16 protein-coding genes and 1 pseudogene are annotated in these 19,664 nt (G+C 66.5%); 9 read left to right on the forward strand and 8 right to left on the reverse strand.

The genetic code is table 11. The features are described from left to right. Positions 1-35: 35 nt before the first annotated feature. Entirely contained in the window at positions 36-803 is a 768-nt protein-coding gene (locus J7E80_RS18200; protein WP_215053667.1) for a VTT domain-containing protein, read from the reverse strand. Positions 804-871: 68 nt separating this feature from the next. On the opposite strand from J7E80_RS18200, the gene J7E80_RS18205 reads away from it, so the two are divergent. Continuing rightward, positions 872-1,873, forward strand: coding sequence for an exonuclease domain-containing protein (locus J7E80_RS18205; RefSeq protein ID WP_215053620.1), 1,002 nt, complete (start codon positions 872-874; stop codon positions 1,871-1,873). A gap of 78 nt (positions 1,874-1,951) precedes the next feature. Further along, a complete protein-coding gene (locus J7E80_RS18210; RefSeq protein ID WP_215053621.1) occupies positions 1,952-2,488 on the forward strand; it encodes a DUF4395 domain-containing protein in 537 nt (178 codons plus the stop codon). Here J7E80_RS18210 and J7E80_RS18215 read toward each other — a convergent pair. Next, complete coding sequence (locus J7E80_RS18215) at positions 2,475-3,569, reverse strand: ADP-ribosylglycohydrolase family protein (RefSeq protein WP_215053622.1); 1,095 nt, start codon at positions 3,567-3,569, stop codon at positions 2,475-2,477. The two genes, J7E80_RS18210 and J7E80_RS18215, sit on opposite strands and share 14 nt — an antisense overlap. A 239-nt stretch (positions 3,570-3,808) precedes the next feature. Here J7E80_RS18215 and J7E80_RS18220 point away from each other — a divergent pair, with 239 nt between their 5' ends. The 4 genes and pseudogenes from J7E80_RS18220 to J7E80_RS18235 all read left to right on the forward strand — a co-directional run bounded on the left by J7E80_RS18220 (position 3,809) and on the right by J7E80_RS18235 (position 10,658). Continuing rightward, the gene (locus tag J7E80_RS18220; RefSeq protein ID WP_215053623.1) at positions 3,809-4,804 is read left to right on the forward strand and encodes an MIP/aquaporin family protein; all 996 of its coding nucleotides are present in this window, start codon (positions 3,809-3,811) and stop codon (positions 4,802-4,804) included. A gap of 140 nt (positions 4,805-4,944) precedes the next feature. Beyond that, positions 4,945-6,171, forward strand: a complete 1,227-nt coding sequence (locus J7E80_RS18225) for an exonuclease SbcCD subunit D (protein WP_215053624.1) — start codon at positions 4,945-4,947, stop codon at positions 6,169-6,171. Further along, the gene (locus tag J7E80_RS18230; protein ID WP_215053625.1) at positions 6,168-9,194 is read left to right on the forward strand and encodes an AAA family ATPase; all 3,027 of its coding nucleotides are present in this window, start codon (positions 6,168-6,170) and stop codon (positions 9,192-9,194) included. The genes J7E80_RS18225 and J7E80_RS18230 overlap by 4 nt, the downstream gene beginning before the upstream one ends. 94 nt (positions 9,195-9,288) lie before the next feature. After that, a pseudogene (locus tag J7E80_RS18235) lies at positions 9,289-10,658 on the forward strand (MFS transporter). A gap of 62 nt (positions 10,659-10,720) precedes the next feature. Here the strand turns inward: J7E80_RS18235 and J7E80_RS18240 are convergent. Then, complete coding sequence (locus tag J7E80_RS18240; RefSeq protein WP_215053626.1) at positions 10,721-11,455, reverse strand: IclR family transcriptional regulator; 735 nt, start codon at positions 11,453-11,455, stop codon at positions 10,721-10,723. A 191-nt stretch (positions 11,456-11,646) separates the two neighbouring features. On the opposite strand from J7E80_RS18240, the gene J7E80_RS18245 reads away from it, so the two are divergent. The 3 genes from J7E80_RS18245 (at position 11,647) to J7E80_RS18255 (ending at position 15,236) form a co-directional block, all read left to right on the forward strand. Next, complete coding sequence (locus J7E80_RS18245; RefSeq protein ID WP_396020805.1) at positions 11,647-12,180, forward strand: flavin reductase family protein; 534 nt, start codon at positions 11,647-11,649, stop codon at positions 12,178-12,180. A 53-nt stretch (positions 12,181-12,233) separates the two neighbouring features. Then, positions 12,234-13,688 carry a 4-hydroxyphenylacetate 3-monooxygenase, oxygenase component gene (hpaB, locus tag J7E80_RS18250; protein WP_215053627.1) on the forward strand — a complete coding sequence of 485 codons (1,455 nt, stop codon included), beginning with the start codon at positions 12,234-12,236 and terminating at the stop codon, positions 13,686-13,688. A gap of 216 nt (positions 13,689-13,904) precedes the next feature. Continuing rightward, positions 13,905-15,236, forward strand: coding sequence for an MFS transporter (locus tag J7E80_RS18255; protein ID WP_215053628.1), 1,332 nt, complete (start codon positions 13,905-13,907; stop codon positions 15,234-15,236). Between the two features lie 81 nt (positions 15,237-15,317). On the opposite strand, the gene J7E80_RS18260 is transcribed toward J7E80_RS18255, so the two are convergent. The 5 genes from J7E80_RS18260 to J7E80_RS18280 all read right to left on the reverse strand — a co-directional run bounded on the left by J7E80_RS18260 (position 15,318) and on the right by J7E80_RS18280 (position 19,603). Next, the gene (locus tag J7E80_RS18260; protein ID WP_251037023.1) at positions 15,318-16,091 is read right to left on the reverse strand and encodes a phosphoribosyltransferase; all 774 of its coding nucleotides are present in this window, start codon (positions 16,089-16,091) and stop codon (positions 15,318-15,320) included. A 293-nt stretch (positions 16,092-16,384) separates the two neighbouring features. After that, positions 16,385-17,212 (reverse strand): alpha/beta fold hydrolase, encoded by an 828-nt coding sequence (locus J7E80_RS18265; RefSeq protein WP_215053669.1) that lies wholly within the window; start codon positions 17,210-17,212, stop codon positions 16,385-16,387. A gap of 4 nt (positions 17,213-17,216) precedes the next feature. Further along, positions 17,217-17,546: a biotin/lipoyl-containing protein gene (locus tag J7E80_RS18270; protein ID WP_215053630.1), complete on the reverse strand. Its 330-nt coding sequence runs from the start codon at positions 17,544-17,546 to the stop codon at positions 17,217-17,219. Beyond that, positions 17,539-18,576 (reverse strand): alpha-ketoacid dehydrogenase subunit beta, encoded by a 1,038-nt coding sequence (locus J7E80_RS18275; protein ID WP_396020806.1) that lies wholly within the window; start codon positions 18,574-18,576, stop codon positions 17,539-17,541. The genes J7E80_RS18270 and J7E80_RS18275 overlap by 8 nt, the downstream gene beginning before the upstream one ends. Continuing rightward, entirely contained in the window at positions 18,569-19,603 is a 1,035-nt protein-coding gene (locus tag J7E80_RS18280) for a thiamine pyrophosphate-dependent enzyme (RefSeq protein WP_215053631.1), read from the reverse strand. The genes J7E80_RS18275 and J7E80_RS18280 overlap by 8 nt, the downstream gene beginning before the upstream one ends. Between the last annotated feature and the right edge of the window lie 61 nt (positions 19,604-19,664).

Raw genomic sequence — 19,664 nt, forward strand, 5'->3', positions numbered from 1 at the left:
CTGTGCGGGGAACGGCCGTTCGTGCGTGACGAGCCCTAGGGCGTTTTGCGTTCCTCTTCGGGCTCGTGCTCCTCGATGAACTCCTCCACGACGTCCGTTCCGTACTTGGCTGCCTGGCGTTTGGCGGCCCTTCCACGGAGCACCTCAATCCCGATCGGAATCACCGAGAGCAGGACAATGACCACGAAGATGATGTCCAGGTTTTCCCGGACCCACGGAATCGTGTCACCCAGCAGGTAGCCGAGGAGCGTTACGCCGCCGCCCCACAGGACCGCGCCGATGACGTTGAAGAGGAAAAACTTCCGCTTGTCCATCTGGGCCACACCGACGATGACCGGAACGAACGTCCGGATGATGGGAACGAAGCGGGCGAGAATGAGTGCCTTGCCGCCGTGCTTTTCGAAGAACTTGTGGGCGCTTTCCACGTTTTCGTGCTTGAACAGCCTGGAATCCGGCTTATTAAAGATCGCCGGACCGGCCTTGGACCCAATGAGGTAGCCCGTCTGGTTTCCGATGATGGCGGACATGATGATGAGGGGGGCGAAGAAACCGATGTTGAACTTGATGGTGTCCGTGGCCACGAGCAGGCCGGCCGTGAAGAGCAAGGAATCACCGGGAAGGAAGAAGCCGATCAGCAGCCCGGTTTCGGCGAAGATGATCCCGCAGACCAGCAGCACAACCCACGGCGCCAGGGCGGGGTCGGCGAGGAAGGTCTGGGGGTTGAGCCAGTCGGGCAGGAACGAGGCCAGCTGCGGCTGGACCGGTCCGGCTCCTCCTAGCGTGGGCACGGCAAAGTCGCTGATGGCATTAAAGTTCACCTTCCAAGGGTACTTGACCGTTCCGCCGCTCCCGCGGGGCTAAAGTTGTCCCCGTGAGTTTGGACTTTACGGCGATCGACTTCGAGACCGCCAACGGCTTTCGCGGTTCTCCGTGCGCCGTTGGCCTCAGCAAGGTCCGCGGGGGTGTCATCGTTGAGGAGGCGTCCTGGCTCATGCGGCCGCCCGAAAACCACGATGCGTTCGACTACCACAACGTGCGGATCCACGGCATCAGGCCCGAGCACGTGGCGGACCGGCCACGCTTCGGCGACCTCTTTCCCGAGATCGGCGCCTTCATCGGCGACGACGTCCTGGCCGCGCACAATGCCGCCTTCGACCTGGGGGTGATCCGCTCAGGCCTGGAGGTCTCCGGCCTTCCCGGACCCGCCTACGACTATGTCTGCACCGTGATGCTGTCCCGCCGCTGCTACTCGCTGGTCTCCAATTCCCTGCCGTTCGCTGCCGAAGAGGCCGGCGTGCCCCTGGTCAACCACCACGACGCCGCCGAGGATGCCAGGGCATGCGCCGGCATCCTGATCGATATCGCTGCCCGCAACCAGGCGAACAGCATCGCCGAGCTTTACCTGTCCCTCGGCCTGTCGATACCACAGCAGCAGGCATTTGATCCGACCCGTGACTCCCTCTCCAAGGCAACCCTCACGGCGCTGGCTGCCTTGGGCGGCACTGATCCTGTCCGGCCCTTCCGGAGCGGCTGGCCGGAGGAAGGGGACAATCCTGCACCCAGCCCTGACGCCGAGCCCGGCAACCCGCTCTACGGCCAGACTGTGGTGTTCACGGGCCAGCTGGCCATGCCGCGGCCGGAGGCCAAGATCCGGTCTGCCGAGATGGGGGCCCGCCCGGAAAGCCGGGTAACGGCAAGGACCAGCGTCCTGGTGGTGGGCGACGGGTTCGACGCCGGTGACCTCCGGTCGGGCCGGCTGACCGGAAAGGCCAAGCGGGTCCTCGAGCTGCATGACCGGGGCCAATCGATCGAGGTGCTCTCGGAAGGCGAATTCCTGCAGATGGTCGGCGGGGGCGGGGTCTGCCGGAATTAGGCCCGGAATTAAGCCGGCGGAATTCATCTGGCGCAACATAGCTTCCCAGCGGTGACGCTGCGCTCCTAGCCTTGCTGCATGAGCAGACAAAGCGATTCAACGACGTCCGCAGCCACCGCAACGGCCGGCGTGGACTGGCGGGCCGTGTTTGCCTTTCCCAATCCAGTGAACGATTACGCTGCCCGGATCACCGCCGGTCTCGTGGCGCTGCTCGCCGTGGCCACGCTCCTGACCGGCTTCGGCTGGGGCCTCGTCATCATCGCTGCCGGTTTCTGGCTCAGGGTGCTGTTCGGTCCCCGGATCTCCCCGCTGGCACTGCTCTCCGTCAAGGTGCTCGCCCCGAGACTGGGCCGCGCCAAGCTGGTCCCCGGACCGCCCAAGCGTTTCGCGCAGGGCATCGGCGCGGCGGTCTCCACTGCTGCGGCTGCGCTGTTCCTGGCGAATCTGGCGCCGGCAGCCTGGAGCCTGCTTGCCGTGCTGATCGTCGCCGCGTCGCTGGAGGCATTCGCCGGATTCTGCCTCGGCTGTGCGATATTCGGCTTCCTGCAGCGCCGGGGCATGATCCCGGAGGACGTCTGCGAGGCCTGCAACAACATTTCTCTCAGGCAGTTGTAACGGACACAAGCTGGTCCGCCACGCCGCGGATCACCTCGGGTGCTTCGAGTGCTTCAAGCCAGTCCGAGGGCAGGCATTCTTCGCCGTAGTAGGCGCCCAGGATGTTCCCGGCGATGGAACCGGTGGAATCGCTGTCCCCGCTGTGGTTGATGGCGAGTGCGATGGCTTCCTTGAAGTGCTTCATCGGAGGCTGTGGCTCTCTCGTGCCACCCGCCGCGGTGGCGAGGACCGCGTAAAGCCCGACGGCGAGTGCCTCCTCGGCGACCCAGCCCTCGCCAAGCTCCCGGACAAGCTCCTCGGGGCTGAGCAGACTGTTGGCACCCCCACCGGCAAGGCGGAGGGCAGCGCTGAGGCGCTCGCTGAGCTCCGGCGCTGCGTCCGGATCAGACCGGACGTGGGCTGCCGCCGCCTCTGCGGCGTCAAGCAGCCCTTGGCCCTGGACCAGCCAGTGGATGAGCAGGCTGAAAACGCCGGCGCTTTGGCGTGCGGACGGATGACCGTGGGTGAGGGACGCGGCATCTGCGCTCAGTTTGTAGACGGAGTCGGCCGGAATGTGTGGGATCAGTCCGAAGGGCGCGGACCGCATGACCGTTCCGCAGCCCTTCGAGTCCGGATTGACCGGACGGTATACAGTCCCCATCTCTCCGGTGGCCAGTCCGCTCAGGCAGGCATTGCCGGGGGCCCGGCGGTGCCTGAGCACCGGCTGCCGGTCGATCCAGCGCGGCTGAGGCCGAGGGGCGTGCTCCGGGGCAGACACGCCCTGCGTGTCGAGCCAGCGCAGGTAGGCGAGCCACACGCAGGCATTGGCGTCGGCGCCCACCCCTGAATTGGCCCATTCCAGCGCCTCGACGAGACCGTCCGCCGTGTACAGCGTCATTTGCGTGTCGTCGGAAAAGTGGGTCCCGCCGTCGAGCGCTGCAAAGTCCCGCAACCCGTCCACGCCGAAACGGCTGCGGATGGCCGCGATCGAATCAAACTCGATCGCGTAGCCGAGGGAGTCCCCGAGTGCGCCAGCTAATAGGCAGCCGTGGATGCGGGACTTCGGGGAGGGCGCGGCCGACGTGCCGGGATCATTGCTCATGCAGGTAAATTTACCTGCATGAGCCGGAGGCATGCCCTCGGCACTTCTTCTGCGTGCGCCCTCCGCCGTGCCTTATGTCGGCGTCTTCTGTCGCAGGCTCATGGCACAAGCCGCTGGCAAAGGCGGCAGGCGGCTAAGCTCGATCTCAGCAACCGTCCAGATTCTGCTGGCAGAATGCAGAGGCTGACCCCGGCAGTCGCCGGTGGTCCAGGCTCACCAAAACAAAGGATCCTCCGAACATGACCACCCCTGCGTCCGTAACCACGACCGACGCCGAGCTGCACCCCGCGGGTGACGCCGGCTTCCGGCCCGGACTCGTTTCCCGGCTCGCGGCCGAAGCGTTCGGAACCCTGTTCCTGGTCATCGCCGGGCTGGGCGTGCCGCTTTTCACCCTTCCGCAATCGAACCCGCTGCCGGCAGCGCTCGCCGGCGGCCTGGCGGTGACGGCCGCGATGCTGGCGTTCGCCTACATCTCCGGAGGCCACTTCAACCCGGCCATCACCCTGGGCAACCTGGTTGCCGGCCGGATCCGGCCCATGGACGCCGGCGCCTATCTCGTGGCGCAGCTCCTGGGTGCCGTTGCCGGCGCGCTGACGCTGTTCGGCATCCTCCGGACTGTCCCCAACATCCCTGACACGAGGGCAGCCTTCGACACCGTAACTGCCGGCTTCGGCGAGCACTCCGCCATCCAGGCGTCCATGGCCGGTGTCCTCCTGGCCGAAGTCGTGGGAGCTGCCCTCTTGGTCGCCGTCTTCCTCGGCACCACCGCCCGCCGGAATGTTCACGCGGCGGCAGCGCCGTTCGCCGTCGGCCTGTCGCTGGCTGTGCTGCTGCAGCTTGGCCAGGCTATCGGCAATGCGCCCTTCAACCCCGCCCGCGCCACGGCATCCGCCCTCTTCAACAGCAGCTGGGGGCTGGGGCAGCTGTGGCTGTTCTGGGTTGCCCCGCTGGTGGGCGCGGCCATCACCGGGCTTGTTTTCCGCGGCTTCTCGGCTGGCACAGTCAGCGCAGCCGGCACGGGCAGCACAGCCAGCACAGCCAGCACGGGTGCGGCCGTTCATGGAACGGGCGGTGCGGCCGGAGCGGAATCCGACGACGATGACCACGACGTTCCTGCCGCCGCCCCGAACGATGAAGCACCGCATGACGAAGCACGCGGCGGCGACGAAGCACGCGGCGACCAAGCACCGGACGACGAAGCGCGCGACTTTTTCGACGGCCCGCGGAACACATAGCCCGGCTGGTACTCCAGAGGGGCCAGTGGTTCAGCGCAGACACCGGCGGAGACGTGTGCGTCTGGCCGTTCTCGAGTGTGTCTCGGGACGCGCCAAGGACGGTCGCCAATATTGTCAGGGCCTACGGATAGCGTAAGAATATGCGGTTATTGCACACCTCCGACTGGCATCTGGGCCGGTCTTTCCACGGCGTTGGCATGCTCGAAGCCCAGCGCGATTTCATCGACCAGCTGGTTGCCCAGGTCGAGGAATTGTCCGTCGACGTTGTCCTCATCGCCGGCGACGTGTACGACCGCGCATTGCCCGGGGTCGACGTCGTGGGGCTGCTCGACGACGCCCTGGTGCGGCTGACCGGTGCCGGTGCCCGCGTGGTGCTGACCAGCGGGAACCATGACTCCGCCATCAGACTCGGTTTTGCCTCTCGGCTCCTGGAGCGCGGAGGGGTGCACCTGCGCACCCGGCTCGCGGATCTGGAGACGCCCCTGATGATTCCCCTGGAGGACAGGCTGCCGGGGAACCGGCCGTTGGTCGACCGGGCCTTGGTGAACGAGGCAGACGACGGCTGCAGCCCGGCGCTGGCTATTTACGGCATTCCATGGCTGGAGCCGCGCCTCGTGGCCGATCAGCTGGGCGTGGAGACGGCCAGCCAGTTCGATGTCACACGGGCAGCCACGGCGCGGATCCGGGCGGACCTGGCCCGGCGCAGCCAGTCGCGGACCGTCCACTCGGTGGTGCTGGCACACACCTTCGCCAGCGGCGGGATCAGCTCGGACAGCGAGCGTGACCTCAGCATCGGAGGAGTCGGCGCCGTGCCGCTGGATCTTTTCGACGGCTTCAGTTTCACCGCCCTGGGCCACCTCCACGGCCGCCAGCAGTTATCGCCCGAAGTGAGATATTCGGGTTCTCCACTGGCTTACTCCTTTTCCGAGGCAAAGCACCGCAAAGGCGGGTGGCTCATCGACATGGATGCGTCCGGAGTCACGGGGGTGCAGGAAATCAATTGGGAGGCGCCGAGGAAACTCGCCGTCCTCCGCGGAACCATTGCGGACCTGCTGGAGTCCGATGACCACGCCTGGGCGGAGGACGCTTACTGCCAGGTGACCCTGACTGACGCGCAGCGTCCGTCGCAGGCCATGGAGCGGCTACGGGCGAGGTTCCCTGACACCCTGGTCCTGGGCTTCGATCCGGAAGGCGCGCCGGCTTCCGCCAAAGTCAGCTACAGCAGCCGCCTGGCCGAGGCTGAAGATGATCTTTCCATCTGCTGCGGGTTCCTGGAACATGTCCGCGGCCGCCAGCCCGACGAAGAAGAGCGAAATGTCCTGACCGAAGCGTTGGAGACCGTGCGCCTGCAGGGAGTGTCACTATGAGGATCCACCGGCTGGAAATCTGTGCCTTCGGCCCATTCGCCGGCACCGAAAAAATCGACTTCGACCGGCTCAGCGCCCATGGGCTGTTTCTCCTCAACGGCGCCACCGGTGCCGGAAAGACCAGCGTGCTGGACGCCATTTGCTACGCCCTCTACGGTTCGGTGCCGGGCGCGCGTCAGGACGGCAAACGGCTGCGCAGCGACCACGCCGATGCGGCAACAGAACCCCGCGTGAGCTGTGAATTCACAGCACGCGGCAGGCGCTTTGAAGTGTCCCGTTCTCCGGCCTGGGACAGGCCGAGCACCCGCAGCCGGAACGGCTTCACCACCCAGCAGCCCAAGACGCTGCTGCGCGAACGGATCGGCGGTGAGTGGATTGAGAAGTCCGGCCGGAACGACGAGGCCGGAGCCGAGATAGCCGGGATCCTCGGCATGGACAGGGAACAGTTCACCCGGGTGGTCATGCTCCCGCAGGGCGATTTCGCGGCCTTCCTTCGGTCCAAGGCGTCAGACCGCCTTGACCTGCTGCAGAAGCTGTTCGGGACCGAACGGTTTGAAGCCGTGGAACGTGAATTGGCACTCAAGGCAGCCGAAGCCGCCAAGGAAGTCACCGGGCACAACGGCAAACTCGCCATGCTGATGGCGAGGGCCAGGGACGAAGCTGCAGCCCTTGAGCTGGACCTGGCTGCAGCGCCGGACTCAGGCGACCGTGAACTCCTGGGCTGGTTGGAGGAGGCCGCCTCACTCCGCGCCTCGGAGCTGGGTGCAGCGGCGGAGGAATGTGATCTCCTCCGCGACGAGCATGCCGTTCGGCTGGACGACGAAAAGGCCCGTGAAGGCCGGCAGCTGAAACTCACCGCCGCCATGCGCCGAAAATCAGAGGCTTCTGCTGCCGCCCCAGTGCTCGAACAAGGTGCCGCCCGGCTTGCGCTGCACCGCAAGGCGGAGACCCTCGGCGGACAACTTCAGGCCGTGCGTGCGGCCGAAACGGCCCTGGAGCGATCGGTTGCCGCAATGGAACGCGCCTCAGCGGACCTGCACGTGGCGGTGCGGACGGATGCGGAGCTGGCGCACACCGACCCGGCCTCCATTGACGTGGCCGCCGAACTGGGCCGGCTGCGCGGGCTGCTGGCCGTGGTGAATGCACGTCTCGCGGATGAAGACAGGCTGGCCGGGCTGGCGGCACGGAGTGCGGGGCTGGTCATTGAGCGTCAAAAACTGGTGGACTCCAGCAAAGACCAGGCTGAGTCCCTGCTGGCCCTCCGCTCTGAGATCACCAGGCTGCGTGCCGGGCTTCAGCCACTGGAACAGCTGGCGGGTGAAGCGGTGCTCCGCACCAAGGAAGCTGTGGCGGCGGAAGAGCTCGTAGACGTCGTCCGGCGCTATGGCGCAGTGGCAGACGACTGCACAGCCGTCACGGAGCGGCACGTCAGAGGAAGGGACGCCTACCAGGAGTCCCGGCAACAGTGGCTTGATATCCGGGAGCAGCGCCTTGCCAATGCGGCTGCGGAGCTGGCCGCACGCCTGGAAGCCGGAGAACCATGCCCCGTCTGTGGCGGCACGGAACATCCGGCGCCCGTGCCCACCGCGGGATCGGCGCTTGGCCTTGCCGAGGAAGAGGAACGGGCCAGGGAACTCTGCGATGCCGCAGACGCAGCTCTCTCTGCACTGGATAGTGAGCTTTCTGCTGCCCGGCAACTGCTCGCTGTGCTGGCTGGGCAGGGCGGCGACACCGCTCCTGTCGATGCGCACGCTGCGGCAGCGGTCGCGAGGGAAGCTGCGGCCGAGGCTGAGGCCGCCGTCGTCCAACTGGCCGAGAGCCGGGCGCGGCTGGAAGAACTGGAAGACCGCATCGCCGATCTTGAGCAGGCGAGGACGGGATGTCTTGCGCGCATAGCCCAGGCCGAGTCCGCCCTGACCGAACTGGACCAGCAGTCAGCCGACCTGGAATCCGCGCTTGCCGCACTGCGGGCCGGCTACCCGAGTCTGGGCCATCGCTGCACTGGTATGGAAAAGACCATCGACGTGCTGGAGCGGGCGGCGACGGCCCGCTCCGATCTGGATGTGGCAACGGCACGACTGGACGAAGCCCGGAACCAGCTGGACCTGGCGCTGCCGGAAGCGGGATTCTCTTTGGCCGCCGAAGCCCATGCCGCGCTGCTTGCCGCCGTGGAGGCAGCGCACCTGGAGGCCGCGGTGCGGGCAGGACGGGACGAGCAGGCCCGGCTGGAGGAGCTCTTCGCGAGTGAGGAGCTCATCCTGGCGGAACGGGAGCGGGAAGCCGGCCTCACCACCGAGCCGGGTGAACTGGAGCGGTTGACGGCCGAAGCCGAAGAATGGCGGAAAAAGTCAAAGGACGCGGCCCTTGCCGCGGCCCTGGCAGCGCAGAAGTGCACATCCTTGGGCCGCCTGCGTGTCGACTACGAGGAGCTGGCCGAATCCGGCCGGGAACCGCGGGAACGTGCAGAACTCCTGACGGCCCTCGCCCAATCGGCGGCGGGCAGCGGCGACAACAGCTACCGGATGAGCCTTAACAGTTATGTGCTGGCCGCCCGGCTTGAACAGGTGGCCATCGCAGCCTCGGAAAGGCTCATCGCCATGAGTGACGGCAGGTACACGCTGCAGCACACGGACGCAAAGGCCGCGAGGGGCGCAAAATCCGGACTGGGACTTGAAGTCGTGGATGAGTGGACCGGGCAGCGGCGTGACACGTCCACCCTCTCCGGAGGCGAGTCGTTCATGGCGTCTCTGTCACTCGCCTTGGGACTGGCAGACGTCGTGCAGCAGGAGGCCGGCGGCGTGGACATCGAGACGCTCTTCGTGGACGAGGGCTTCGGGAGCCTTGATGAGCAGGCACTTGAGCAGGTGATGGACGCCCTCGAAGGCCTTCGCGACGGTGGCCGCGTCGTGGGGCTTGTCAGCCACGTGGGGGAGATGAAGCAGCGGATCGGCAGCCAGCTCCAGGTGGTGAAGGGGCGCAACGGCTCCACCCTGCACATCTCCGATGCCGTGTTGGCAGTCTGACGGACTGGGCTGGGTGTCCAGTACAATCGGATAGTTACCGGGTTTCGCGCATCGGGAGGAGGGACGATGCGCACTACTGAACGAGCCCGGATACATGACTATTTCCACGGCGCCTCAGCGCCCCTCCCCGCACCTCCCGGCCGACGCCGGATCACCCACCGATTCGCCGGCGCAGTCCGGCGGCCGGTTCGCCCGCCTGCCCCAACTGGCTGGCAAGGGCTTCATTCCGCTCGGTCTGTTCGCCCGGCTCCCGCTGGCCATGCTGACCATCGGAACCCTGACCCTGGTGACTTCCGTCAGCGGCTCCTATGCAGTCGGCGGCGCGTCCGCCGGGGCAGTGGGCATCGGATCGGCCGTGGGTGCACCCGTTCTGGGTGCCTTCGCGGACCGCCGGGGCCAAAGAACGGTGCTGCTGGTGGCCGCGATCCTCAATACCGGGGCCGTCCTCGCCCTCATTGCCCTGGCCTTTGCACTCCCCGATGCCGGATCCAACGGCGACTACCTCGGCACAGCCGGGCCGGTCCTCGCGGCAGGCTTCATCGCCGGCCTCAGCTGTCCCAGGGGGGGCCGCTGGCGCGGGTGAGGTGGATGGCCCTGACTTCCGGCTCGAGTCGAAAGGACAGCGGCAGGGATTTGGATACGGCGCTGTCCTACGAAAGCATGGCCGATGAATTGACTTTCGTTCTTGGCCCTGCGCTGGTAGGTGTGCTTGCCAGCCTCGTAGCTCCCTGGCTGCCGCTTGCCCTTGCCGCGGCACTGACCCTCACGCTCGTGCCTGCTTTCGCCGTGCACCCTACGCACCGCTCCGTTCCGCGCAGCCCCCGCCTCTGCAAGCCCCGTCCCCGCAAGCATGTCCGGCAACCGTCCCGTCCGGCGCACGCCCCACAGCGCGGGCGGCTGGCCGGACTGGCCGCCGTCGCAGTGCCTGTGCTCGCCATGGTTTGCATGGGCACCTTTTTCGGCTCCACGCAGGCGGCCCTGAGTGCCTTTTCCGCCGCCTTTGCAACATCGGAAGTCGCCGGCCTGCTGTACTCGGTGATGGGGCTGAGCTCGGCCGCGGCCGCAATTTCCGTTGCGTATTGGCCGGCCAGGTTCCCGGCCACAGCACGGTGGCTGGTGTGCGCCGCGGTCATGGCCGGACTGTCCACGCTGCTGCTCCTGCCGGCTGACGGCTGGACCATGGTCCTGGTGCTGCTGGTCCTGGGCCTCCCGGTTGGGCCGGTCATGGTGACCGTCTTCGCGATCGGCGGGACGGTAGCGCCCGCCGGGCGGCTAGGAACGGTGATGACGGCACTGGCCAGCGGCATCGTGGCCGGCACGGCCCTCGGGTCCTCGATCGCTGGCCAGCTGGCAGAGGGCCCGGGATACACCGCAGCTTTCCTCATTCCGGTCGCCGCCGCAGCGGCGCTGTTCCTACTCGGTGCGCCTGCCGCCGTCGTCGTCCGCCGGGTCCCAACTAGATAGCAGCACACGCCGTTTTGAGCGCCGACAAGGGGTGAGCTGCGTGGGCTGCTTGGGCGTGGGTGTCAGGCGAGCTGCGCTTCGATCCGCGCGGCGCTGGCGGTCAGCGCCGCGGCGACGTCGGCGGGGTCCTGGGACGATCGGATATAGACGACGGCGACCGCTGCCGGACGGCCTCCCGGCACCCTGATGGGAGCGGCCAGCGAGGAAACGCCGGCAATGACTTCATCGTGGCTTGCGGCATAGCCCCGCTTCCGCGCTTCGGCGGCTTCGGCCCGGTACGGCACCCCGGGCGCCAGCTGGTTCCAGTCGTGTTCCGTCAGGGCTGACTGGATGGCGATGCCGGGGGCGCCGCTGCTGATGGGGTGGCGGGATCCGGGGTGCTGGACAACCGTCGCGGCCGAATGCCGGGGCTCCACAGTGACGAGGGTGACGCAGTCCTGATGGTCCCAGACGGCAATGAAGGCGGTCATATTCAGGGCATTGGCAAGCTGGGTCAGCTCGGGGAGGGCCGCTGTCTGGAGGTTGCGGGACACGCCCCTTGCCAGCACGGCCAGGCCCGGCCCCGGCTGAACCCGGCCAGCGTCGTCCCGCACCAGCAGCGAGTGGTCCTCGAGCGTCCGGAGGATCCGGTACGCCACGGAACGGTGCACGCCCATGGCGTCCGCGAGCTCGGCGATCGTGAGGGGGGCCTCGGCTTCAGCCATGATTTCCAAGGCCCGGATGCCACGTGAGAGCGTCTGCGACGGGGAAACCCGGGCGGGCGCAGCCTGCGGACCGGCGCTGGCGATTGGAGTCATGGTGTCCATCCTAGGCGGGGAGAAAGGAGCGGTTTGCGTCGAGGTCTTGTGTTGCACGTCACGTTCCGCTAGCGTTCCATATAGGAATTATCAGTTCAACTATAGAATACAGTTCAACTATAGAACACGTGGTGCAGGTGCACCAGCGGCCATCATTCCCCTGACCTAAGCCTCCGCAAGCTAAGGAATCCATGATGATTGCGAAGCCAGAAGCGGCCCCCGATGTCCCGGGCTGGACGTCTGTTCCCAGAGCCCACCGCTTCCGCGGCAGTCTCGGCAGGTTCGCCACCGGCGTCGCGATCGTCACCTTCGACGGCGCCACCAAGCGCCATGGCATTACCGTGAACTCCTTCACCTCGGTATCCATGGAGCCGCCACTGGTGCTCGTCAGCATTGCCCGCGCCACCAAGGCGCATGACGAGCTTGCTGGCCGGCCGTTCACCGTTAACATCCTCGGCGCGGAACAGCGCCAACTGGCCATGCACTTCGCCGGCCGCCCCGGCCCCGAGCCCCAGTGGGTGGAAAGCGAAACGGCCCCCCGGCTGTCCAATGTCCTCGCCTACTTTGAGTGCAAACCCTGGGCGGCGTACGACGGCGGCGACCACACCCTCTATCTCGGCGAGGTAGTGGACTTCAACTACCGCAACGGCGACGCCCTGGCCTTCGCCAACAGCGCGTTCACCATCATCCCGGAAAGCCAGTTGGGCATGGAAGACCTTCTCTGACACGCACCACCCGCACGACCCCCTGCAGTTCAACGACGACTGGAGACAGAACAATGGGAATCCGAACCGGCCAGCAGTATCTGGACAAGCTCAATGCAATGACGCCTCATGTCGTCATCGACGGCGAAGTGGTTCGCGAAAAGGTGGCAGAGCATCCAGCCTTCCGCAACGTTGCGCGGTCCTACTCGAAGCTCTTCGACATGCAGCACGATCAGCAGTACCAGGAAGCGCTCACGTTCACGTCGCCCATCACAGGGGACCTGGTGAACGCGTCCTTCCTGGTGCCCAGGACCGTCGAGGACCTGCAGCACCGGCGCCGGGCAATCTCCACCTGGGCGGAGGCGACCAACGGATTCCTGGGCCGCACGGGCGACTACATGAACTCCGCCCTCACGGCACTGGGCACGGCCGAGAAGTGGTTTGCCCAGGCTGATCCTAAGTTTGCCGACAACATCCGCAACTACTATGAGTGGGCGCGCGAGAACGATGTTCTGGCTACCCACACGCTGATTCCGCCGCAGGTCAACCGGTCCGTGTCCGGCTCCGAACAGCTCGGCGGCCAGCTTACCGCGCACATTGTGGAGGAACGCGAGGACGGCATTGTCATCCGCGGCGCCCGCATGCTGGCCACCATCGCGCCCATTGCGGACGAACTGCTCGTCTTCCCGTCCACCGTGCTGCGCGGCACGCCTGAAGATGCGCCCTATTCCTTCGCTTTTGCCATTCCCAACGACACGCCGGGGCTGCGGTACCTGTGCCGCACGTCGCTCTACAACGGGGGCAGCACCCACGACGAGCCGCTTGCCTCCCGCTACGAGGAAATGGACGCGGTGGCAATTTTCGACGACGTCCTCGTGCCCGGCGAACGCATCTTCATGCTCGGGAACCCGCAGCTGTGCAACTCGTTCTACGCCGAGACCGGGGCGGGTGCGCTCATGACCCACCAGGTGGTGACCCGCACGATTGCCAAGAGCCAGTTCTTCCTTGGGCTCGCGTCAGAACTGGCTGACGCCATCGGGATTGACGGTTTCCAGCACATCCAGGAGGACATCGCGGAGCTGATCATCGACGTCGAAATCGGCAAAGCGCTGGTGCGCGCCTCCGAAGCGGACGCGGAACTCAACGACGCCGGCGTCATGCTGCCCAGGTGGAGCACCCTCAACGCCGCGCGGAACTGGTATCCGAAGATCGCCCAGCGCTTCCCGCAGATCATCCGGAAGTTCTCTGCCTCCGGACTCATGGCACTCCCCGGGGAAGCGGACGTGAACAGCGAGGCGAGGGCCGACATCGACCTCTACCTGCAGGGCAAGACGCTCACCGGACCCGAGCGCGTGCGCCTGTTCAAACTGGCGTTCGATGCCTCGATCTCAGGCTTCTCAGGCCGCCAGTCGCTCTACGAATACTTCTTCTTTGGGGATCCGGTCCGGATGGCCAGTGCCCTCGTCAACACGTACGACCGGGAGCCGGTCAGGGCCAGGCTTCGAGAATTCCTTAACCGGACTGACTGATCCTGCCGGCTCCGGCTCAATCGACACTCTGGCTGACCCCCCGCCCGCGCCACAGCGCGGATTTCGTGCTCCCGCCGCGCTGTGACAGCCCGGCGTGAAGATTTAAGTGTGCTTTGGCGCACATTCATAGTATTCTTTGATACCAACTGACCGTTCGATCAGTAAATCGCTCGGCCCCCACCTCGGCAGAATCTCTGCCCCAGCCACGGAGTTCCAATGACTGCAGCTTCTTCCGTTGATTCCGAGACCGGCCCCAGCAGTAAGCACGAGGAACGCAAGGTCCTCGCGGGGACGCTGGTCGGCACCACCATTGAGTGGTACGACTTCTTCATCTTTGCCCAGCTCACAGGTACGCTGCTTTCGCCGCTCTTCCTCACACCGCTGCAGCAGTCCAATCCGGGCCTGGCGCAGATCCTCTCCTTCGCCCTCATCGGCATCAGCTTCCTCTTCCGTCCGCTCGGAGCCGTCATCGCCGGCCACCTCGGAGACCGGCTGGGACGCAAGGCGATGCTGGTCTTCACACTCGTGATGATGGGGGCAGCAACATCCCTGATCGGCATTCTGCCGACGTACAGCCAGATCGGCCTCTGGGCTCCCGTCCTGTTGATCACCCTCCGGATCATCCAGGGCTTCTCAGCCGGCGGCGAGTGGGGCGGAGCTGCCCTGATGGCCGTGGAGCACGCACCGATGAGCAAGCGGGGGATCTTCGGCGCATACCCCCAGATCGGCGTCCCGATTGGCATGATCCTGGCCACGGGCCTCCTGTTCTTCCTCAACAGCGCCATGTCGAAGGAGGACTTTGCCGCGTGGGGCTGGCGCGTTCCGTTCCTGCTGTCCATCGTGCTGATCGTCATCGGATACCTGATCCGCCGGGCGGTAGCGGAAAGCCCTGTCTTCCGTGAGATGGCCGCCCGCAAGGCTGAGAGCAAGGCCCCTCTGGGTGAGCTCATCCGCCACCACAAGAAGCCGGTCCTCTACTCAACGCTGATCTTCATCGCCAACAACGCTGCGGGTTACCTGCTGATCGCCTTCTTCATCTCCTACGCCACCAGGGCCCTGCAAATGCCCGTGCCCCAGGTGTTGCTCGCCACGACCCTTGCCTCCTTCGGCTGGCTGATCTTTACGTTGGCGGGCGGCTGGCTTTCGGACCGCATCGGCCGCGTCAAGACCTTCCTGACGGGCTACGCCATCATCTTCGTCTGGATGATCCCGATGTTCGCGCTCATCGACACCAAAAACATCTGGCTTTATGGCGTGGCGCTGTTTGTCCTGACGATCGGCCTGGGCCTTTCCTACGGCCCCATGTCCGCCATGTATGCCGAGATGTTCCCCGCGAACGTGCGGTACTCGGGGATCTCGATCGGCTACGCCTTCGGTGCCATCCTCGGCGGCGCGTTCGCTGCCACCATTGCGGAGTCCCTGCTCCAGAGCACCAAGTGGACAGGTTCGATCGGCATTTACATCATGGTCCTGTGCGTGATCTCCGCAATTGGCGTACTGCTGGCGAAGGAGACCAGGGGCCGCCTGCTCGGCGTCAGTCGGCACTGACAGATTGCCGTAGATAGTCAATTCGCGGATGCGGGCCCGGGCCATAGGTCCGGGCCCGCATCCGTCCCGTGCGGGGTGCGCTCAAGCGTTGGCGCCGTGCAGCAGCCCAATGGCGTCGTCGTCGGTCAGCTGGTCAAAGTGGCGGTAGAAGCTTCCCACGGCCCGGAACTTGCCCGGCAGGTGCAGGCACAGGACATCGCAGACCCGGGACAGGGACCTTTCAGCCTCGATCGAACCCACGGGGGCGGCCGCCACCACCCGTGAAGCGCCGGCGGAACGGACGGCCTCGACCGCGGCCCGCATGGTGGCACCGGTAGCGAGACCGTCGTCGACCAGCAGGACAGTCTTGCCGTGCAGTTCCAGATGGCCCCCTGGGTAGGTTTCGGCGCGGCGGAGCAGTTCGTCCCGCTCACGGCTTTCCACCTGGTCCATCCATTCCTGCCGGACGCCGTTCTCGAGGATGCGCTCGACCAGTGGCCTGTTGAGCAGGCGCACAATCCTTCCAGGTTCCGGGCCGCCCGTTTCAGGTCCCGGCCCAGCCGGCGCGGGACCTCCCGCTTCGGCCGAAGCCGCACCGCCGGCATCCTCGGCAGCGCGCTCGGCAGCACCGCCGGCAGCGACGGCGGCCGTATATGCCAGGGCGCCGAAGGCCGTCTCACCATGGCCGGGGATGCCGAGCTTGCGGACCAGGACGGCGCCGTACGGAAGGTGGAGCACTTTGGCGGCAGCGACTGCCACCGGAATCCCCCCGCGGGCGAGTCCGAGCAGCACGGTGTCCGGCTGTTCGCGGAACTGCGGGAGAGCCTCGGCAAGACGCCTGCCGGCTTCCTCCCGGTCTTCAAAAACCATGCCCATGGATTCCTCTCCCGGTCTCTCCGCCCTTCAATTCCAGCCTACCGCCGGGACACCCAACGGCGTCCAAGGGGAATTCAAAAGGTGGGGGCCGATATGGACGGCGGGCAGGCATCCGTGCGTCCGCCCGCTGGGCGCTGCCGCGGGGCTGGCCGGAGCCGAGCCCAGGCACGCAGCCAGCTGAGATACAGCCAGCTGAGGTGCAGCTAGGTGAGGTGCAGCTAGGTGAGATACAGCCAGCTGAGGTGCAGCTAGGTGAGGTGCAGCTAGGTGAGATACAGCCAGCTGAGATGCAGCTAGCTGCCGAGGAATCCGATGGCAGCCTGCTTGAAGGCCCGGCTGGTCACGGCGTTGGTGTGGTTCCGGCCGGGCAGGACCAGCTGTTCAGCCAGGGAACCTGCCTTGGCGGCCAGTTCCGCGAGCTGCGGCATGGAGGCTGCGCGTTCGTCGTATTCACCGGCCACCAGGAGCATGGGCATGTGCGGCACGGCTTCGGCGGGGTCGTACGGCTCGGTTTTTATCGCCTCGATCAGGGACAGCAGCGAGAAGATGTTGTTGCTCGGCAGCGCCTGGGCCATCTTGAGAAGCCCGGCGGTGGATTCATCGGCGATCGGTGTCCCGTCAGCCAGGTAGTGCTGGGCAGCCACGAGGTCGAAGTCGGCCAGCGGATCCGCCATGTTCGGTCCGCCAAGGACCAGCCGGTGCACGATCTCCGGCTGGGTGGCGCCGAACTCCCACGCGAGCCGGGAACCGAGCGAGTAGCCGATCACATCCAGCCCGCTGGAAGGGTCACCGGCCTGCAGGGGCCGCACGCCGGCGTCGAACGCTATCTGCAGAAGGTCCGCGCGCATGCGGCTCGGCGAGTAAGAGTCCATGTCCTCGGGGGCGCCGCTGCGGCCGTGGCCGGGCAGGTCCACCGTGATGACCCGCCGGCCGGCGTCCAGGAGGGCGGAGAGCCAGCCGGTGTCCTCCCAGTTCAGCTTGCTGGAGGAGGAGAAGCCATGGATCAGCAGGATGGGCCGCAGACCCGCGTCGTTCTTGGGCTCATGCACCGCGACATACAGCTGGGGATCCGTGCCCTCCACTGTGTGGGAGTGCTGTTCGCCGGTGTGCCTGCCGCTCATCATGTCAGTCCTCATCAGGTACGGCGCTCAGGCGGACCCGGCGCTTCGGTGCTTCTTCCGTCGGGACCGTGCCCACGATGCCGGCGGTGTTATCCGGCACCTCAAACACGATCAGGGGCTCGCCGACCTTGATCCTGTCGCCGGGCCCGCCGTGGATACGCACCACCTTACCTGCCTGCGGGCTTGGCAATTCAACAGCGGATTTCGTGGTTTCCACCTCCACGAGCGGCTGGTTGCGCTCCACCTGGTCGCCGGGGGAGACGAGCCATTCCAGGATGGTCGCCTCGATCAGGCCTTCACCCAGATCCGGCAGTGGGAAGGAAACTTCAGCCACGTCGATACTCCAATACTCGCTGGAAGCCGAAAAGAATTCGGTCAATGTTGGGAATGTATTCGTCTTCGAGGTCCCCGGACGGGTAGGGGACGTCGAAGCCCGTCACCCGCTCCACGGGGGCTTTGAGGGTGTCGAAACAGCCCCGGGTGATCAGTTGGGCCACTTCCGCCCCGAGGCCGGAGGTCAGCGGCGCTTCATGGACGACGACGGCGCGCCGCGTCTTCCGTACGGACGTCACCAGGGACTCGGCGTCGATCGGCTTGAGCCAGCGCAAGTCCAGGACCTCGACCTCGATCCCGTCCTCGGCGGCGAGCTCGGCCACCTGCAGGCAGCGGGCCGTCATGGCGCCCCAGGCCACCAGCGTCAGGTGCCGTCCCTCCCGCAGCACCTTCGCGCCGGTGGGCGTACCGCCGTCGGCCGTGTCGACGTCGCCCTTGTGCCAGTACCGCGATTTGGGTTCCATGAAGATGACCGGGTCCGGCCGGGTGGCAGCGTACTTGAGCAGGTGGTACGCCTCGTGCGGGTTCGACGGCGAGACGACCTTCAGCCCCGGCACATGGGCGAAGAGAGCCTCAAGGCTTTCGCCGTGGTGTTCCGGGGCGCGGATGCCGCCGAAACTCGGGACCCGCAGGGTGATCGGCATCGGCAGGGTTCCCCTGCTGCGGTAGTTCATCCGGGCAATCTGGCAGACGATCTGGCTGATGGCCGGGTAGGCGAAGCCGTCGAACTGCACCTCGGGGATGGGGTGGAAGCCGGCCATGGCCAGGCCCACCGACATGCCGAGGATGCCGGACTCCGCCAGCGGCGTGTCGAACACGCGGTTCTCGCCGTGCTTTGCCTGCAGCCCGTCCGTGATGCGGAACACCCCGCCCAGCCGGCCGCAGTCCTCGCCGAAGATCACCGCCCTCGGGTTCTCCGCGAGGACCTCGTCGAGGGCGCGGTTCAGCGCCTGCTGCATGGAGAGTGTGACGGTGGCTCCGTGCTGATCGCCGGCCATGGTCGCCTCGTCTTCAACCGTTGTATCAGACATGCTCTGACTCCTCGCGCCAGCTGACGGCCTGCGACTGCAGCGCCGGGGTGGTTTCCTGGAAGACCAGGCCGAACATCTCATTGCCCGGCCGTGGGCCGAGCGCTTCGAGGCCCTCGCGGATTTTCTCCGCTTCCGCGGCGGCGGAGGCCTGCGCCTGGGCGAAGAACTCCTCGTCCGCGACACCGTCCGCCTGCAGTTGCTGCCGGAAGCGGTGCAGCGGGTCCTCGCCTGCGCCGTCGCGTTCCTCGTCCAGTGAGCGGTAGCGTCCCGGATCATCCGAGGTGGAGTGCGGGCCTCGCCGGTAGGTCATGGCCTCGATGACCACCGGCCCGTTCCCGGAGCGGCAGTGGGCGAAGGCCCGCCGGGTCGCTGCAAGGACCGCCACGACGTCGTTCCCGTCCACCTGAAGGGCGGGAATCCCGTAACCGGCGGCACGGGCAGCGACAGAGCCGCCGGCCACCTGGCGCTCGGTGGGCACCGAGATGGCCCAGCCGTTGTTCTGGACGAAAAACACCACGGGAGCCTTCATCACTGCCGCGAAATTCATGGCCTCGTGGACGTCGCCCTGCGAGGAGGCGCCGTCGCCCAGATAGGTCATCGCGACCGCGTCGCTGCCGTCCAGGGTCTGGCCGTGGGCCCAGCCCACCGCGTGCAGGACTGACCCTGCCACCACGGCCTGGATGGGTGCCAGGCGCGACTTCACCGGGTCGTAGAGCCCGCCGTGCCACGTCGCCTTGTGCGTGGACATGTACTCCACCATGCTGACGCCCATGGTTCGGGCGACGCCCATTTCGCGGTACGTGGGGAAGACAAAGTCGCGTGAGGTGTCCACGGCATAGCCGCTTCCCACCTGGGCGGCTTCCTGGCCCAGCTCCGGGGCGTAACCGGGGATGATCCCCTGGCGCTGCCACGCGACAGCCGAGAGATCGAGATGGCGGACCGCGGCCATGAGCGAGTACAACTCACGCAGATGCTCCGGAGTCGGTCGGGCGGTGTCGCCGTCATCCGGAAGGGGCAAGGTGTCCATGAGTGTGACCCTAGTCACCTGCGGTCGGCCCGGCAATCCGTGCGGCCGACACTGCCCAGTC

This window comes from Arthrobacter sp. ISL-28 (assembly GCF_018613875.1).
Taxonomy (GTDB): domain Bacteria; phylum Actinomycetota; class Actinomycetes; order Actinomycetales; family Micrococcaceae; genus Arthrobacter.

What these genes read in the sequence shown, in the direction of transcription:
- J7E80_RS18260 (WP_251037023.1), bottom strand. Translation starts at nt 16,091, where the DNA reads ATGGGCATGGTTTTTGAAGACCGGGAGGAAGCCGGCAGGCGTCTTGCC.
- J7E80_RS18280 (WP_215053631.1), bottom strand. Translation starts at nt 19,603, where the DNA reads ATGGACACCTTGCCCCTTCCGGATGACGGCGACACCGCCCGACCGACT.
- J7E80_RS18210 (WP_215053621.1), top strand. Translation starts at nt 1,952, where the DNA reads ATGAGCAGACAAAGCGATTCAACGACGTCCGCAGCCACCGCAACGGCC.
- J7E80_RS18240 (WP_215053626.1), bottom strand. Translation starts at nt 11,455, where the DNA reads ATGACTCCAATCGCCAGCGCCGGTCCGCAGGCTGCGCCCGCCCGGGTT.
- J7E80_RS18265 (WP_215053669.1), bottom strand. Translation starts at nt 17,212, where the DNA reads ATGAGCGGCAGGCACACCGGCGAACAGCACTCCCACACAGTGGAGGGC.
- J7E80_RS18245 (WP_396020805.1), top strand. Translation starts at nt 11,647, where the DNA reads ATGATGATTGCGAAGCCAGAAGCGGCCCCCGATGTCCCGGGCTGGACG.
- J7E80_RS18225 (WP_215053624.1), top strand. Translation starts at nt 4,945, where the DNA reads ATGCGGTTATTGCACACCTCCGACTGGCATCTGGGCCGGTCTTTCCAC.
- J7E80_RS18275 (WP_396020806.1), bottom strand. Translation starts at nt 18,576, where the DNA reads ATGTCTGATACAACGGTTGAAGACGAGGCGACCATGGCCGGCGATCAG.
- J7E80_RS18230 (WP_215053625.1), top strand. Translation starts at nt 6,168, where the DNA reads ATGAGGATCCACCGGCTGGAAATCTGTGCCTTCGGCCCATTCGCCGGC.
- J7E80_RS18255 (WP_215053628.1), top strand. Translation starts at nt 13,905, where the DNA reads ATGACTGCAGCTTCTTCCGTTGATTCCGAGACCGGCCCCAGCAGTAAG.
- hpaB (WP_215053627.1), top strand. Translation starts at nt 12,234, where the DNA reads ATGGGAATCCGAACCGGCCAGCAGTATCTGGACAAGCTCAATGCAATG.
- J7E80_RS18215 (WP_215053622.1), bottom strand. Translation starts at nt 3,569, where the DNA reads ATGAGCAATGATCCCGGCACGTCGGCCGCGCCCTCCCCGAAGTCCCGC.
- J7E80_RS18220 (WP_215053623.1), top strand. Translation starts at nt 3,809, where the DNA reads ATGACCACCCCTGCGTCCGTAACCACGACCGACGCCGAGCTGCACCCC.